16 protein-coding genes and 3 pseudogenes are annotated in these 16,186 nt (G+C 56.7%); 5 read left to right on the top strand and 14 right to left on the bottom strand.

The features are described from left to right. The first annotated feature begins 27 nt into the window (after nt 1-27). Nucleotides 28-993, top strand: coding sequence for an agmatinase (locus AWB69_RS26320; RefSeq protein WP_062089761.1), 966 nt, complete (start codon nt 28-30; stop codon nt 991-993). A 67-nt stretch (nt 994-1,060) separates the two neighbouring features. Continuing rightward, nucleotides 1,061-1,468: a RidA family protein gene (locus tag AWB69_RS26325; protein WP_062089762.1), complete on the top strand. Its 408-nt coding sequence runs from the start codon at nt 1,061-1,063 to the stop codon at nt 1,466-1,468. A gap of 68 nt (nt 1,469-1,536) precedes the next feature. On the opposite strand, the pseudogene AWB69_RS26330 reads toward AWB69_RS26325, so the two are convergent. The 7 genes and pseudogenes from AWB69_RS26330 to AWB69_RS26355 all read right to left on the bottom strand — a co-directional run. Next, nucleotides 1,537-1,809, bottom strand: a pseudogene (locus AWB69_RS26330) (EamA family transporter); the annotation flags it as partial. A gap of 85 nt (nt 1,810-1,894) precedes the next feature. Next, nucleotides 1,895-2,260, bottom strand: a complete 366-nt coding sequence (locus AWB69_RS26335) for an ArsR/SmtB family transcription factor (RefSeq protein ID WP_062089764.1) — start codon at nt 2,258-2,260, stop codon at nt 1,895-1,897. Then, a complete protein-coding gene (locus AWB69_RS26340; RefSeq protein ID WP_062089765.1) occupies nt 2,244-2,705 on the bottom strand; it encodes an SRPBCC family protein in 462 nt (153 codons plus the stop codon). Before AWB69_RS26340 ends, AWB69_RS26335 begins: the two co-directional genes overlap by 17 nt. A 116-nt stretch (nt 2,706-2,821) precedes the next feature. Next, on the bottom strand, nt 2,822-3,805 hold the full coding sequence (locus AWB69_RS26345; protein WP_062089766.1) for a helix-turn-helix domain-containing GNAT family N-acetyltransferase: 984 nt from the start codon (nt 3,803-3,805) through the stop codon (nt 2,822-2,824). Between the two features lie 146 nt (nt 3,806-3,951). Further along, nucleotides 3,952-4,179: pseudogene (locus tag AWB69_RS50860) on the bottom strand (DDE-type integrase/transposase/recombinase); the annotation flags it as partial. Between the two features lie 96 nt (nt 4,180-4,275). Then, nucleotides 4,276-5,682: a lyase family protein gene (locus AWB69_RS26350; protein ID WP_082913595.1), complete on the bottom strand. Its 1,407-nt coding sequence runs from the start codon at nt 5,680-5,682 to the stop codon at nt 4,276-4,278. A 24-nt stretch (nt 5,683-5,706) separates the two neighbouring features. Beyond that, complete coding sequence (locus AWB69_RS26355; protein WP_063977910.1) at nt 5,707-7,056, bottom strand: MFS transporter; 1,350 nt, start codon at nt 7,054-7,056, stop codon at nt 5,707-5,709. Between the two features lie 203 nt (nt 7,057-7,259). On the opposite strand from AWB69_RS26355, the gene AWB69_RS26360 reads away from it, so the two are divergent. Both AWB69_RS26360 and AWB69_RS47995 read left to right on the top strand, forming a co-directional pair. After that, nucleotides 7,260-8,234 (top strand): LysR family transcriptional regulator, encoded by a 975-nt coding sequence (locus AWB69_RS26360; RefSeq protein ID WP_062089769.1) that lies wholly within the window; start codon nt 7,260-7,262, stop codon nt 8,232-8,234. A 251-nt stretch (nt 8,235-8,485) separates the two neighbouring features. Beyond that, a complete protein-coding gene (locus AWB69_RS47995; protein ID WP_156528978.1) occupies nt 8,486-8,674 on the top strand; it encodes a hypothetical protein in 189 nt (62 codons plus the stop codon). Nucleotides 8,675-8,711: 37 nt separating this feature from the next. On the opposite strand, the gene AWB69_RS26365 is transcribed toward AWB69_RS47995, so the two are convergent. The 5 genes from AWB69_RS26365 to AWB69_RS26385 all read right to left on the bottom strand — a co-directional run bounded on the left by AWB69_RS26365 (nt 8,712) and on the right by AWB69_RS26385 (nt 13,698). Further along, nucleotides 8,712-9,539 carry a class II aldolase/adducin family protein gene (locus AWB69_RS26365; RefSeq protein ID WP_063977911.1) on the bottom strand — a complete coding sequence of 276 codons (828 nt, stop codon included), beginning with the start codon at nt 9,537-9,539 and terminating at the stop codon, nt 8,712-8,714. 68 nt (nt 9,540-9,607) lie between these two features. Further along, nucleotides 9,608-10,882 carry a Coenzyme F420 hydrogenase/dehydrogenase, beta subunit C-terminal domain gene (locus AWB69_RS26370; protein WP_156528979.1) on the bottom strand — a complete coding sequence of 425 codons (1,275 nt, stop codon included), beginning with the start codon at nt 10,880-10,882 and terminating at the stop codon, nt 9,608-9,610. Between the two features lie 15 nt (nt 10,883-10,897). After that, nucleotides 10,898-11,488: an HD domain-containing protein gene (locus AWB69_RS26375; RefSeq protein ID WP_062089770.1), complete on the bottom strand. Its 591-nt coding sequence runs from the start codon at nt 11,486-11,488 to the stop codon at nt 10,898-10,900. A gap of 49 nt (nt 11,489-11,537) precedes the next feature. Then, a complete protein-coding gene (locus AWB69_RS26380) occupies nt 11,538-12,650 on the bottom strand; it encodes a TauD/TfdA family dioxygenase (RefSeq protein ID WP_062089771.1) in 1,113 nt (370 codons plus the stop codon). Between the two features lie 112 nt (nt 12,651-12,762). Then, the gene (locus tag AWB69_RS26385; RefSeq protein WP_062089772.1) at nt 12,763-13,698 is read right to left on the bottom strand and encodes a glycine betaine ABC transporter substrate-binding protein; all 936 of its coding nucleotides are present in this window, start codon (nt 13,696-13,698) and stop codon (nt 12,763-12,765) included. Nucleotides 13,699-13,806: 108 nt separating this feature from the next. Here AWB69_RS26385 and AWB69_RS26390 point away from each other — a divergent pair, with 108 nt between their 5' ends. Then, nucleotides 13,807-14,748, top strand: a complete 942-nt coding sequence (locus AWB69_RS26390; protein ID WP_063977912.1) for a LysR substrate-binding domain-containing protein — start codon at nt 13,807-13,809, stop codon at nt 14,746-14,748. 248 nt (nt 14,749-14,996) lie between these two features. Here the strand turns inward: AWB69_RS26390 and AWB69_RS49620 are convergent, their stop codons facing one another. Together AWB69_RS49620 and AWB69_RS50865 are read right to left on the bottom strand one after the other, a co-directional pair. Continuing rightward, nucleotides 14,997-15,398 carry a helix-turn-helix domain-containing protein gene (locus tag AWB69_RS49620; protein ID WP_231937233.1) on the bottom strand — a complete coding sequence of 134 codons (402 nt, stop codon included), beginning with the start codon at nt 15,396-15,398 and terminating at the stop codon, nt 14,997-14,999. 75 nt (nt 15,399-15,473) lie between these two features. Beyond that, nucleotides 15,474-15,992 (bottom strand): annotated as a pseudogene (locus AWB69_RS50865) (AraC family transcriptional regulator); the annotation flags it as partial. Between the last annotated feature and the right edge of the window lie 194 nt (nt 15,993-16,186).

Here is a 16,186-nt window from a genome sequence, read left to right on the forward strand (position 1 = left end):
TGAATCTTGAATAAAGGATACCTAATCATGACAAAGCCGTTGACCGTCCCTCCAAAAACGGGCCACAAGACTTTGCTGTACTCGCAACTCGCGATGGATCTGGACAATCTGGAGGCCGACATCGCCGTACTCGGCATGCCCTACGGTTCCGCCTATTCCGCCGCTGACTTCACCAATGACCAGACCAACGCGCCCACCGCAATACGTCAAGCGACCGACCGCGTGGTTCGCTCGCCTGGCCATTACGATTTCGATATCGACGGACCGCTCTTGCAGGAACGCGACGATATCCGCTTTGTCGATTGCGGCGATGTGATGGCGGATCTGGCGGCGCCGGGCAGTCACTATGAGCGTGTGGAAGCGGTGGTGCGGAAAATTCTTGCTGCGGGCGCGTTGCCGATCGTGATGGGTGGCGACCACGGTATTACGACGCCGGTACTGCGCGCCTTCGACAGCCTCGGCCCGATCACGCTCGTTCATGTCGACGCGCATCTCGACTGGCGCGACGAAGTGAACGGCGTGCGTGACGGGCTCTCGAGCCCGATCCGCCGCGCCTCGGAGATGAAGCATGTCGCGAAGATCGTGCAGATCGGGTTGCGTGCGCAGGGTAGCGGCCGCCCGGAAGAATTGCGCGCGGCCAAGGCTTATGGATCAGAGCTGATCACCGCGTACGAACTTCACGACGTTGGCATGGACGCCGTGCTTGCGCGCATTCCGGATGGCGGCAACTACTACCTGACCATTGATGCCGACGGGCTCGATCCGTCGGTGATGCCGGCCGTAGCAGGCCCGGCGCCGGGTGGCGTGACCTTCCTGCAAGCACGCAAGCTGATTCATGGTCTGGTGAAGAAGGGCCGCGTGGTGGGCATGGATATTGTTGAAATTCAGCCTGAGAAGGACGTCAACCAGATCTCGTGTATCACGGCAGGGCGGTTGATTCTCAACCTGATCGGCAGCGCAATCCGCGCAGGTTATTTCGACAACCGCCGCTGATGTGACCGATCGCGCCGCCGTTTTTATCGCGCATCCTTACGCATTGAACTTACCCCGGACAGCATTCATGGAACACATTCGCATTCGTCCATTCAACACAAAAATAACCTACCCGGAACAATCACTCGACAACGACCTCGCGCAGGCGGTCGTTGCGGGGAACATGATTTTCCTTCGAGGCCAGATTGGCCAGGACATCGACACCTATGAATCTGTCGGTATCGGCGACGCCGCCGCGCAAGCCGAGAAGGCCATGGCCAATGTAAAGATGCTTCTGGAAGAAGCGGGCAGCAAGCTGGAAGACATCTGCAAGGTGACGATCTATCTGACCGACGTGCGTTACCGCGAAGCCGTGTATCGCGTTGTAGGGCGCTGGTTGAAGGGCGTCCATGCCGTGTCGACCGGGCTCACCGTGACGGCGCTGGCCCGGCCGGAATGGCTGGTGGAAGTCGATGTGATTGCCGTGACGTCCTGATTGCGGGTTCGGCTCTGATACCCGGATAACGAACCGGGTATCAGAGCCAGTAGTGAAGCGTTCAGCGCTTAGCGTTTCCGTGCGGGTGCGGCGCGACATACCAGCACCGGACCCGCTAGGATCGACACCATTCCAGCTAGTCCAAGAGGCGCCAGGCGATTGCCCAGCACGAGATAGTCCATGACGGCGGTGACTACGGGCACGAGATAAAAGAGGCTTGTCACGTTGACCAGGTTACCGGCCCGTATCAGCTTGTAAAAAAGCAACTGCGCGAAAACCGATATCACGATACCTAGCCACAGCAGCGGTATAAGAAAATCCACGCTGGGTACGAACCTGACTTGGCCGGTCCAAGACCGTCCAAGACGAAAACGCGCCTGGACTTAGCTTGCGATGCACAACAAACCCACCGGATCGCCAAGCGCTTTAACGCTCCACGGCCAGCTTCAGTTTCATCAGCGCGTGATCCCACTGCTGCGCGATCGTTTCAAGAGATTGCCGGGCGGCTTCCAGATGCGTTGGTTCGAATTCCCACAAGCGCTCACGCCCGACCTTGACGTCGCGCACCAGACCCGCGTTCGCCAGCACCTGCAGGTGCTGCGTGACCGATTGCCGCGTGATGTCCGTTCCCGCGGTGAGCTGCGCGATCGACATTGCGCTGCCCGCGCACAGCACAGCGACGAGACGCAACCGTGTCTCGTCGCCTAGCGCGGCGAAAACCGCCGCCGCGTTTCGTTGCGCCGCGCCCTTGAGCAGCGCTTTGTTCGAAGGAGTCTTAGCCCGTGGCAACATGTTTCTCGATGTTCGTCAATTGCGCTTCCCACCCCTTGCTGTTCAGGCGAAACGCGTTCACGCGGCGCGCAGGCGGGATATTGTCGAAACCGGTTTCAACTATGCGGACCAACGTACCCGCGTCAAGCTCTTCAAGCTCGAATACGACAAGCGTGGTGGGCTCAGCGGAATAGTCGACGCTCAGATCAATGGCGCCCGGATGCCAGCGCCAGGAAAATAGCCGCTCAGGTTCAATACGTTCAATCAACATCTCGCAGACAAGATGTTCGTATCCGGGGTGAGTGATCCGCCCCTGGACGGGCATGCCCGCGACAAAGGTTTTCCCTTTGAAATCCATGCCGAACCAGTCGCCGAATTCTTCAGCATTCGACAACGCACGCCAGACCCGCGAACGCGGTGCCTCGATCAGGATCTGTCTTTCAATACGATCAGTTGATGATGTCATATGCAGCCTCCTGACTGCATATTAGCCAGCGCGGCACAGATATGCAAGTATTTGACTGCATGTTTTATAAAGAGCCAAGTACGCGCTTGGGTGTCAGTCTTTATCGAGCGCGATTGCTAAGACATCCGGCCTGAACGACGGATGAATTTCTGCTCGGTCACATGAGTGCCCCACTGCGAACCCTCTGCTTCCTCGGTCAATTGAAAGCCTGATGATTCGTACAGATGCCGTGCGGCATCAAGGCTCTTGAAGGTCCAGAGATAGGTTTCATCGAATTCCCGGTCGACAAAATCCAGTGCCTTGTAGAGCACGCGCCGTCCGACACCTGAGCCGCGCAAAGACTCGTCGACAATAAACCATCGCAGATGAGCAAGCCGGTCGTGGCCGTCGTCCGAGTCTATGGCGATCGAAGCAAGCGACCGGCCGTTTTCGACATAGAGCCACAGCGCCTTGCCCGGAGACGGCAAGGTCATCGCAAACTCCGCCAGCTCGGTAGCCACTTTCTTTTCGAAGAAGACGCCAAAGCCTGCCGCCTGCGAATAGAAGCGGGCATGCAGGCTTGCTATGTCGCCAATGCATCCAGGCAGATAACCCTCCTGGATTTTTTCATCGATGGATGCAGCCGGTCTCGGTGTCTTGTTGACGTTGTCCTGCGCTAAAGCATCCGCGTAAAGCGCCAGGGAGCGGACCAGCGTTTGCTGATCGGCGGGCATCAGCCGCCGAAGTGCATGGGAGACCTGATCGGTTGCAAACCGGTCGATCTTTTGCTGCAACTTCTTGCCGGCTGCCGTCAGGAATAGCCGGGACGACCGGCCGTCATCACTCGATGTTTCCCGTGTCACCAGCCCTAGCGATTCGAGTTTCGCCAACTGCCTGCTGGTGTTCGACTTGTCGAGCCGCAGGATGTCAGCGAGATCGCGCGCCGGAAGCCCAGGCGCCAACCCAATTTCTATTACCGCGTGAACGGCCGACGGCGCGAGGTCGCTGTCGGCCAGTGTATTGCGCATGAAACCAAGCTCGCGTACCAGCTTTCGCGAAAAGTCGCGAAGCTCGAGGATGGTGTGATCCCGCGATTTCTCAGGCAACTCGACATAGTCCATGGCCGCTCCAATTAGTTGCGCTTCGCAACTAATATACTTGCGAAGCGCAACTTATTCAAGCCCTGCCGAACCCTGCTGCCGGCCATGCTGAAACGGCTACGCTTTGCCAAGCGGTTCCGCGGCAACGGGCGGTGTAGCCGCTCTTTCCGACGCAGATAGCGCCGGGCCGCGGCCTTGTCCCGCTTGGCGCGGAACAGGAAGTCAATCGTGTCGCCGGCCTTATCGACGGCCCGACACAGGTACTTCCATTCGCCCTTGACCTTGATGTAGATCTCATCCCTTCACCAACTTCGACCAACCTTTTTCTTGCTCGGTCCGAATGCCTTACCGAGCGCAGGCAGCAACGTGATAGCCCACCGGTGCACCGTCGAATGGTGATTTTGTCGCGATAGGGATACTTCGGCGAATGCCGCCCGTGGAACGCGATAATTTACGAGATCGGGTGTGCGTCAGGACATGGTGGATGTGGATCAGTCATCATGTAAATCGGGATGTCCGCTGCTTTGGCGCAACAGATCCAAGACCTTCTCCTGACGCATAACTCCATCCGAGACGATTACTTCGACCAAAGGGCGCCCTGACGCGTGTGCGTTGCCAACAAGTAAGGCGGCGCGCGCATATCCAATTTCCGCTTTCAGCGCAGGAGCGATTGCCGTCGACTCAAGCAGGTTACGCTCGCTCACTTCCCGATTGGCTGTCATCGGCTGCACACAATGCTCATCGAACGCCAATATTGCGTGTTGCAGCGTCGCTACCGCTTTGAACAGCGATACCGCGATGAGCGGCATGTAGTTATTCGTCTCAAGCTGTCCGGCGGCGGCAGCAAGCATGACGCTTTGATCGGCTCCCGCGACGAAGTAGGCAATTTGCGTCAGGCCCATCGCATGCACAGGATTGACTTTCCCGGGCATCATCGACGAGCCTGCCTGGCGTGGCGCCAATTGCAGTTCGCCGATTCCGCCTCGTGGTCCGGAGCTGAGGAGCACCAGATCGTTCGCTATTTTCGCGAGCGACAATGCGGTAGTTTTCACCGTGGAAGAAAGCGCCGCAAACACGTCCATGTTCTGAATGGCGTCGAACAGGTCATGACTTTGCGTAAGCGGGTGCCCCGCAAGTTCCGATAGCGCCTCGGTCACGGCTTGCCGATAACCACGATACGTCCCCAGCCCCGTTCCGACAGCAGTCGCTCCCAGCGCTATCTCGCACATGGCGGGCACGTGCGCGCACAACGCCGCGGACGTTCTTTCCGCAAGCGAAGCGTATCCACCGAACGCCTGGTCGAGCCGCATCGGCAACGCATCTTGCAGGCAGGTACGGCCGATGCGTAGAATTCCGTCGAACTGCTTCTGTTTTGTTCGCAGGGAAGTGGCGAGTCCGTCGATTGTCGTGGTGAGTCGTTTGAGCGCTATGAGGAGCGTCAGCTTGACAGCGGTCAGCAACACATCGCTGGTCGACTGCGCATAGTTCACGTGATCAAGCGGGTGCAGGAATTCGTACTGGCCGGGGCGGTACCCCATCAACTGAAGTGCCCGATTCGCCAGTACCTCGTTGATATTCATGTTGATCGACGTCCCGCATGAGCCCTCCAGCGGATCGACAATCAATGCATGCGCATGCTTCTGATCGGCTAATTCGATACATGCCGCCACGATGGCCGCGCTTTGGTCGGCGCTCAACTTGCCATAACGCGCATTGACCTGTGCGACCACCATTTTCGTGCGAACCAGCCACGCTACGAATTCCGGGTAAGCAGCGAGCGTTTCTCCGGAGTAGGGAAAGTTGATCTTGCCGCGCAGCGAGTGAATGCCGTACAGCGCATCCACTGGCAGACCGCATTCACCCAGTGCATCGACTTCGATCCGTTGCGGTTCCATCATGTTGCCTTTTTAAAGTGACCTGTATCAGCTCTCGAGCGATGCACGGCTCGTCTCGGGCGCCCAGAATGCGCATACCACCCCACCTATAGCGAGTACGGCCACGCATAGATACACTGCTGCCTGCCCGCCGTAGATCGCCACGATGCTCGGAAACAGAAAAGTGGTCACGGCGGAGCCGATCCTGCTGGCGGCAACAGCAAAGCCGAGTGCCGTGGCCCGAACTTCAGTCGAGAATAATTCTTGCGGATAGAGAAAGCATAGGTTGTTCGTGCCGCTCAATACGCAGGCGAATACAGCGAATAAACCGACGATTGCAACACCCGGCAAGTGCGCGCCGAACGACAGGCTCGCGAGTAGAACAGCTGAAATGAAGAAGCCGCTCAGCAGGAAGGCGCGTCGGCTGATCCGGTCCACGATCATTGCCCCGGCTATCGTGCCTACCAACAGGAAGACGTTGTAAATGAGTCCGGCGAGGAATTTGTCCTTGATATGCAGCGAGTCGAACACCATCGGTGAGAAGGTGCCCAACGAGAAATACGGAATGACGAGACACATATAGAAAAAGCACGCGATGAACAATCGCATCCGCCACTTTCTGGAGAACACGCTTGTGGCCGAGCCCGTATTGGCGGCTTGCGGCACGGCGTCAACAGAATGATTCAAGTGCACGTTCGGACCGATATTGTCGTGGATGATCGCCAGCGCCTCCACGGTTCGCCCCTTGCGCTGCAGCCACAGCGGCGACTCGGGAATGCGTACGCGAAAGAGAAATACGACCGCTGCCGGCACGGCGCTTGACAGCAGCATGAGACGCCAGACGTCGGGGCCGTGGTCCTTCAGGACGTAGCCGACCACGTAGGCGCTCACATAACCCAGCGCCCAGGCAATAGCAAGCCAACTGAGGAGTCGCCCGCGCATGCGGCGCGGCGAATATTCGACCACGAGGGCCTTGCTCACCACATAGTCGAAACCGAGCGTGATGCCGAGCAACAGGCGAAGAACAAGAAGCTGTGCCGGGCTGCTGACCCAGAATTGCGCAACCGAGATAATGGCGAAGAGCGCCATGTCATAGTTGAACAACGCGCGGCGGCCGAAGCGGTCGACGAACGGGCCGGCGAACAGGCTGCCTGCGAAAAGTCCCGCCAGCGATGCCGCGCCGAGAATGCCGAGCCACACGGCGTTCAAATGCAGTTGCGGCGTGGCGATGGCCAGCGCGATACCAATGATGCCGAGCACGAAGCCGTCGCTGAATTGTCCGCCGGTGCCGGCAAACGTCACGCGAAGGTGAAAGGGAGTCAGCGGTGCGTCTTCCAGCGCGATGGAAGGTGGCGGGGCAGCGGCGCTGTCGAAGCTCATCTCTCGGGACAGGTTCATTTTTATCGGTCTCCATTTGCATTGCGTGTGTAAAATCTCGTTCGCAATTCTAGATTCGCGCGTGGAGTCCGTCGCGCGCTGGTCGCTGAATAAGGAATTCTTATGGCTGCGTGCAGAAAAAACGGTGGTGCCGGACCAGTCCGCACGCCAAGGACCGGGGCGACCGATGCGAGGCCGGAGATGAGACAGGATGTGAGGCGGATGTGAGCAAGCAGAGCGACCGTCCGGTCGATCTTTACCAGCTCGACGTGTTCCTGACTGTTGCGTCCATGGGAAGCATGTCAGCGGCGGCCGGCGTATTGGGCATCAGTCAGTCCGCCGTGTCGCAGGCCGTGGCGCAACTCGAGCAGTCGCTCGGACTCGTGCTGATCGATCGCGCGCGGCGGCCGCTCTCGCTGACCTCTGCCGGGCTCTACATTTCGGAGAATGCCGAACCGCTCATCGCGCTCGCCCGCCAGTTGAAGGCTCATGCAACGGATGCTTCGAAGACGGAAGGATCCTATCTTCGCATCGGAATGATCGATTCAGTTGCGAACACCATCGGACCTTCGGTCATCAAGCAACTTCTGGCGCGCACGAGCGGACTGTCGGTTCAGATTGGCATGGCAATCGCACAGGAAGAGGCGCTTCTTAGCCGCGAGCTCGACCTCATCATCTCGACCAATGAGTTCGTCGATAATCCGGCTTTCGAGCATAAGCTTCTCTACAAGGAAAATTTTGTCGCGATTTCAGGTCGCGGCTCGCTTCGCGACGGGTCGCTCGCCACCCTGCGAATGCTCGCCGATACTCAACCGTTCATTCGCTTCAGCCGCGGCTCCACGCTTGGAATACGCGTCGAGAGAATCCTGAGATACAACGAACTCGATCTCCCGAGAAAGCTGGAAGTCGATCATGCAGACACCTTGACCTTGCTGGTAGCGCAAGGACTGGGATGGGCCATCACCACCCCCACATGCCTGCTGCAGACAGGAACCCGTTTTGTCGACGTCATCGATCTGATCCCGATAGATAGGGGCAATTCTGTCCGTTCGATCTACCTGGTAGGCAGGCGCGGCGAGTTCCCCACCCTCTCCGAGACGATTGCCGATGCCGTCAAGCAATCACTGCTTGTGTTGCTCGACTCGCACGTAAAGCTGCGCCGGTATGTTCCAGCGGGCGGGATCGATATCGGCGGATAACGCCGCTAGCGCCGGTACCGAAGGGGCGCACGTCGATATTTCTCGCGACAGCTGAGCCCTCCATCTGGAATGTTGTCTTGTTTAATCGATAAGGTATCCATATCTATAAGCAACATCTCGGCTACGCCACCTATTTGCACCAGATCCGTCGAAGCAAGGTTGGCCGACGGAGACAATGATACGGTTGAGGAAGGTAACAGGTGCAGTCGTGGCTCTCAGGCCAGACCCATTGTCGGACCTGCGGTGCGGCCTTGGACCACAAGGACAGTCGCTCGACGGTGCTGCGCACTGTCTACCTCAAGGTGACGGTGAAGAGTCCGCGGCAGTGGTCGTATGCTTGCCAGCGGACTGCGCGTACGCCACAGCATGTGGTGCATCCCTTGTCCAAAGACCTGATCAGGCGCGTCACTCCGGAGCTGGAATACCTCCAGGCGAATTGAGCGGTTCATTTGCCATACCGGCAGGCCACGGCCATGCTCAAGGAAGTGCTGCCGCCGGACAAGGGCATTTCGTCGAGATCTGACACCGGCCCTCACGATTCAAAGAGGCGTACGTCGAACCGCTTTCATCCAACATCTGCTTGAGTTGAGCAAAGTGAGCGGTCGCCATGTCGGAATACGCCGCCCACCCATGTGAAGTCCTCGTCGCGAGCTCAGGCGACATAACGTTCAACGGTTTTCCCGTAGAGTATGCAAGGACGAGAGTCTTGGACGCCTTTTCCAGGAAATAGAAATCTTCGAACGCGGCCGCAATCGTGGGTGCGACTACAAGAACGCCATGGTTGCCCATTATCAGGACACTTTTATCAGCTAAGACGCTGACGAGACGGTCGCCCTCTGCCGCATCGTCAGCGATACCGTCATAGCCAAGGTCGATTGCTGTGCGACCGTAAAACCGAGCGGTGTTTCCGTCAATGGGAAGAATTGTCGGATCAGCCAACGTAGACAGCGCGGTCGAATAGGGCGGGTGCAAATGCAGGATACAGCGAGCATGAGGGAGAGCCGCGTGAATACGGCTGTGGATCGCCCACGCGGAGGGGTCTGGCGCGTTCGGCCGCTGCATCGTTTCGAGGTCGTCGCTGTCAAGCGAGAGCAAATCGTAAGCGTTGATACTCGCAAAGTGCTTCCAGCGCGGATTCATTAGAAACTTTTTGCCGTCCGGAGACAACGCGACGCTGAGATGATTACCGACTGACTCGTGCCAGTCGAAGGCAACTGCTAGCCGAAACGCGGCTGCCAAATCAACGCGAAGCTGCGCGTTGAACGCATCAGCGGTTTCAGCCGCTGCAACAAATCTATCCAACATGTCGGATCATCTCCCTATCTGCGATCATCGGATGCCTCGGTGAAGCGCGAACATCATCGTTCGGCGTATTAAACAGGCGGCTCGATAAATTTCGAATGTGGGCGTCGCACAACCTTTGGCTCACCCAGCTTTCCGCTGCGTGCCCGGCGTAACGCGGCGCGTGCTTCCGCGAGGTTCGACGCATGCGTGTTCGTCCTTGCGCACTCTTCAATTCGAAGACTGCGCACCAGCGGTATCGATCGGCCAGCGGCTTTGAGTCCGGCAAGACGCGCCCATACCGCACGTTTTTTACGGACTTGATGGGGCTGGAAGTGGTTGAAGTCCGCGAAGGCAACTTCTTGCGGATCGACCACAATTGCACCTGCTGATACCGCTGCTTGATAAAGCTCCAAGCCGCGTTGGTTGCGTACGATAATCCCGTTAAAACCTGCATCATCTCCGGATGGTCCACCTCCGGGCCACACATCCGATGCCACGATGTCAGCGCTCTCACCAATCGCGTCAGGGCAGATCTTGCATCGAGGTTGAATCATCCAGGTTGACTCTTGCTCCCACATCTTCTGGTAGGTCAGCTCGAACACACGGTCGTCTTTCGTTTCAATACGCGTCATCCCCGGATTGCCGTAACCCCGATACCGAAACAGCGCCAGGTCCCGTTCCTTCACACTCAAATCCGACAGGACGTCTTCCGATTTTGTTAGATCCGATGCGCCACCACATACCAGCGTAAGCGCATAACGCATATTTGCCTCGACGCGTGAATCGAGCCGCCCCAAATTGCGCACCGCTGAAATGTCACAAGGCTTTGCTACCAGAGCAAACGGTTCGTTCCGGTCAAGGATGGAGAGGAAATCGATGAGAGGTGCAGCCGGCCCGTAGCGAGATCCCGCAGCCTCAAGAATCGACGCCGAATCAAAACTCAGCCTGCGCTCCGATCGCATCGGCTCCGATCGCGAGGCGGCGACATGAAGGATAAATTTGACCTTTCCGCTTTTCAACAGATACTGGCTAAGTGCGGTAAGGACACCACCCGTTGAAGCTTGATGGCGAACTGAAGGTTCACCCGCATAGCCGATCGCCAGTTTTTCAACTGTTCCCCAAATCAGGTCCGACTTGGTGTCCGGTCCGCTGGTTCTGGAAGCGGCCCCCTCTACTCGCGTCCCAGGACAGACGGCATTGATGCGATCGAGCGTTGCAATGTCGAGCGACCCGGTAACCAAAGGACGCTCTCTCCCTTCCAGCGTCGTCACAATTGAAATGCGGTCCGAACCGGCGATGCTGCGACAAAGGCCACAGCCGATGCAAAGCCCATTCTCTACAATCTGCTCAATCGTCAGTGACATGTAGAAGTTTCCAATTTATCGATGAAGCGATGCTCGAGGATCGCCGTCTTGCATTACATGCGCCTTCCGCCTGAAAACCCGTTTTACGATAGGAATGAAAGTATCAATCGGCTCCCACGAATAGCTATCATCAAACGACGCCTGATCCCATTGTTCGCAGAAGTCGACCGCCTTTTCATAGTTAGGGTGGTCTTTGTAAGCGTCGCGAGCATGACGGTCCCAGCCGTAGTGATGACCGTAGTAAAACGTCTGGAACAAGCCATGATGCTCGACGACCCAACACACGTCTTCACGGACAAACGGCCGCAAAATCTCGGCTGCTGCACGATCATGATTTTGCGGAGACAAACCGTCGGCAATGTCATGGAAAAGTGCTGCAACTATCCAGTCGTCATCCGAACCATCGCGCAATGCACGAGTCGCACATTGAAGCGCATGTTCAAGCCGCGTGATCCGGTAACCTTCAAGTGTGTCGTCTTGCTGGCGGCACAATTCGTCCAGCAAACGATCTGCAGTGCGCTCAAGAAACGGCCCTTCAAGGTCCCGCAGGAGAAAATACTCTTCTGCCGTCCCATCTTTCATCTGCGTAAAGTTCACGCGTTCCATGTCTGTTCCCTCCGGTTTGCCCAACGCGATTTAAATATGTCCACGGCAGTTACAACGCAGCAGTCCGCTTGAGGCTCAGGTATCGACCGCGTGGTCCGTCAAGGTCAATGTAGCAACCCTGGAGATGCCGAAGACCCTCATTGGGATTGAACGACGTTCGTCCATGCAGGACGCGGTTGTTGTCAAACATCATGAGTTCGCCGGCTTGCAGGCGGAAATACAGCTCGTAAGAGGGGGCCGAGAATAGCTCGCCGAGCCGTTGCCGCGCCTTGTGAAAGGCAACCGTGGTTGCATCGTCCAGTAGCGGAAGGTAATCCAGGCGAGGACTGTAGTGCACGCCGGTCGGGCGCCCCTGGTGGTCAAGCTCTATCATGGGCCGCCGCTCGATGAGCTCAGTGTCGCCGTCGACAAAGCGGAACTTGACTGATATCTGAGAAAGAAGCTCGACCCCTCTGGGATCTTCTTCAGCCAATTTCCGAATCACGCTGAGACTGTCGACCAAGGTCGAATATCCGCCGCTCGTCTCGTTCACCAAGCAGTGCAGCAGCTGGATGCCCGGCACGGGGTCACGGTACGGGTTGTCGGTGTGGGGTCCTAATCGAACTGGCCGATAGGCGAGGTCGTTTGAGTCCGGACGCGACATTACGTCGAAGTACTTCCCAAAGTTTGTCACACGAACATGACCAAATGTCTCGGCCACTTGCAAGATGCTTTCGCGTTCAGTCGGAACGTCGGTCAGGATGAGTGCGCCGTATTCCAGATACGTTTCGATCGCTTTGAAAAGTACCGCTTTACTATCGAGCGAAGGGTAAGAGAATTTGATCTTCCCCGTATCCAGGTCGCTAGTCCATGCCTTTGGCGAAGGCAATCCATCATCGAAATCGAAGTCGGGGGCGATGGCCAATATCGAGTAATCACCTGCATATCCGTCGCTAAATTCGACGCGGACTCGGGTGTCATCGACTTGTTCCGCCGATAGGACCTGAATGTTGGGATCGAGGGTATGCGGATCGAAAAGGCGTTGTTGGGTTTTTGAATCGAGATATTCCTTGTCCTGGCAGCGTTCTCTCAACCAAAGCGGACTTAACGGTACGATCTTGCCATTTGCGATAACGTTGACGACGGCTGATCCGGGGTCGACGCGAAATGAAAGTTGGCTCATGAGGATGTCCTTCTGAAAGTCGCATTTTCGAATGTTGCCAATCGCCGACCAAGTAGCCACGGATGATTGGCATCATTCAAAATTTGCATGGGCCCACAGGCAAATGAAGAAATCAGAGCCCTAAAGATTGCTTGACCGCTGCAAGGCCGTCTTTCCCGTCCACAGTCGTGACGCCGTTGAGCCAAACCGGAAGGACGTCGCCGTGCTGCTTAAGATATGCCCTCGAGGCATCCAGGGCATCTTTCTTGGCCATGACACTTTGCATGATCGTTCCTTCCATCTCGGGCGTGAATCGCAGTTGCCTGAAGAGTTTCGCTGAATTGGAACAGCTGCTTTCGAAATGCTTCGAAAGCACGGTGTGCACCTTCGCCGCGCCGTAGTCCGGACCGAATACCTTGTCGCCCCCGCTCAGATAGACCATATCGTTTTCCAGGTTCATGGGATGCGGAGCCCACCCTACGAACACGATCGGTGCTTTCTTGCTCGTTGCTCTCTTTACTTCAACAAGCATTGCTGCCTCGCTTGATTCGACTAATTTGAATCCGCCAGTGTCATAGTCGTTGTCAGCGATCATCTTGGCAATCAGCTTGTTCGCGCCACTTCCGACCTCGATACCATAGATGCGACCGCCCAATTGATCCTTGTACTTTGGAAGGTCGTTGAAGGTTTTTAGCCCCGCGTCGTAGAGATATCTCGGCACCGCCAGAGTTTCCTTCGCCCCTACCATGTTGGGCTCGGACTGAATGTCGACCGCGTCCTTGAAAGGCAGCACGGTCGTATCAAGTGCGGGTGACCAGTAGTCGAGAAAAGCGTCAAGTTGGCCGCCCTTTACGCCGATCATTGCGATCGGAACGGAGGCCGTTGTTTTTGTGACCTTGTAGCCGAGCCCTTCAGCTACAACCGTGGCGAGCCCGTTGTTGGCCGCATTGTCAGTCCATCCGATGTCGCCAAGCTTGATGTTTGCGCAGCTTTCAGGATCGGCTGCAACAGCCAGCGTGGTAAATGTCGCGAGTAGTGCAGCGACGAGCGGGGCGATCGAAGATTTCACAGTGACTCCACAGTAGAGGTATGCCGGCTGGCGTTGCTATTCAAAAAATCATGTGTGAGTATCAGAAGCCATTATTCCTCGCGACCCGGTCGCCAATTTATACTCACCATGCAAAATCCTTATGACCTGCGAGACCGAGGGCTACCCTCCATCAAGGCACTAATCGCTTTTGAAGCGACGGTACGACTGGGCTCAATGACGGCCGCGGCGAAGGAGCTTGATAGCACGCAGCCCGCGATCTCTCAGCGAATTCGGCAATTGGAAGACTCCTTGGGCACACTTCTTTTTGACCGAACAGGCGGCCGCGTCGCAACGACGGAGACAGGAAGGCGGCTATACGAGGATGTCTCCAATGCTCTGAAAGCGTTGGAATCGGCGGTGCGGCAATATAAAACCAGCGGTATTCCGGACAAACGAAAAGTGACGATCGCGGCACATTTTGGCTTTGCGCACGTCTGGCTGCTCCCCCGGATGGCCGACCTGGAAAAGACGTTTCCGCACTTGCACTTCGAAATCACGCCGGTGGATCTGGACGATGCACCCGAAATGGCGCAGGCCGACCTGGCAATTCGATTCGGACGGGTGAAGCCTGACGAAAAGAACGAGCGGCTCCTGATGAATGAGTTCGTCTTTCCCATTTGCAGCCCGTCTTTTGCCTCGAAGTACCTGATATCGGAGGTGGTCACCGAGACGCAACTGAGCACCGTTCCGCTTTTGCATTTAGACCGAGCGGACCCGAGGTGGCTCGACTGGGAGCAATGGAGCCGGCTTGCACACTTGCCTATGCCAGTGCAGAAGCCCCGCATTCGCTACAACAACTATCCGTTGCTTTTGAACGCCGTGAAGGAAGGATTTGGTCTCGCTCTCGGCTGGTCGGTGCTCGTTGAACAAGCAATCAAAGATGGCACGATGGTAGCGGTCGGACCGTCTGTTGAGAGAAAAGGTTACGGATACATCTGTCGTTCGAGATTCCTCGACAACGCGGTGATCGCTCCCGTGGCCGAATGGCTGGCGGCGACGATGAACGACGGGCGCCCGAGTAACGTTTGAGGTAGATCGACGCTGACTCTTTTCACATCACGAACGGCCATTTATCAATTTCTTTAGCCGTAACTGCGACTGCGGTTGTCGCTGCCGTCAGCGCGCCCACTATGGCGATCATTGCACGCAATATGCCACGCGGAGGGCGCGGTTCCATTCAGGCGAACCGTGCCGATCAGCGGGAGTAAATCGTGGCGGCCCCTCGGGCGCCGCGCTGCGAGCTGGCGAACGGTCAGTTGGCGGGCTTATGAAAATGCTTATCTAATAAAACCTGTCGGAGAAGTGCTACCAAGCTGAGACTTACGTCTTTCGCTAAATGGGGGGAGGCCAAACAAGTCGCGATAACTGCTGCAAAAGTGACTCGACGAACGGAATCCGCATGCCAATGCAATCTGCATTACTGGCATATTGGTTTGACCGAGCAGCTCGCGCGCGCGGCGCAGACGCAGCGTAAGGTAGTAGCGGGCAGGGGTCATGGATACGCACTGCTTGAAAATGCGCTGCAATTGCCTGGAGGACAGGCTCATCGAACGAGCAAGGTCGGCAACCGAAAGCGGTTCCTCAGCATTCGCTTCCATAAGTCTTATAGCCTTGACGAGTGGCTGGTGTGCTGAACCGTACGATGCATCGTACGGAACTTGCTGCTGTTCGGTAACCACTCGTGTCTCGTACAGTATGAACTGCTCCGAGATCGCTCGAGCAACGGCCGCTCCGGCTCTTGTTTGAATCAGGTTAAGCATCATTCGAATTGGCGCGATTCCGCCAGAGCAAGTAACCCGGTCTCGATCGATCACGAACAAATCGTTTAAAAAGCGAACGGATGGATGCTGTTCCTTTAAGGCCGAAAGGTATGCCCAATGAATTGTGCACGCGTAACCGTCGAGGAGGCCTGCTTTCACCAAGGCGTGTGTGCCGGTGCATAGACTACCCAGTACACAACGCGTTGTCGCTAGTTTTCGTAGAAACGGCAATGCGTTGAGTGGCGTGGTGCGTTGTATAGCAGTCCCGCCGCATACGAAGACGATATCCGGTACGTCGGTGCTGTCCAACGTTGATGTCTTTAGCGATAAGCTATTGCTCGCAGCAACGAACCCCCCGTCAACACTTAGCAGAGACCACCGATATAGATGCAGGCCACTTCGCAGATTCGCTGCCCTCAGAGGTTCGATAGCATTCGAAAACGCTATCATCGAAAAGCCTGGCAACAAAAAAAATCCAAAGTGGGACAATGATTCGACGTAGCTTCGTGGCATGGACGTCTGTCCTACGTTTCGCTTTTCGATGTAAGAGCCCGTCGGTCAGTCTGAGCATCCGAAAGATTGCGTCGGCCCCCGGCGTCAGACTACTTGTCGTGTTATCTGATTCTTATAGACATGGTCCGGGGGCGGTAAAATCAGAGTGAATGAAAACCTACTCAGCAGAAAGAAAAGAAGCGCTGGTGCGGCGC

It is taken from the genome of Caballeronia udeis, from assembly GCF_001544555.2.
Taxonomy (GTDB): Bacteria; Pseudomonadota; Gammaproteobacteria; order Burkholderiales; family Burkholderiaceae; genus Caballeronia; species Caballeronia udeis.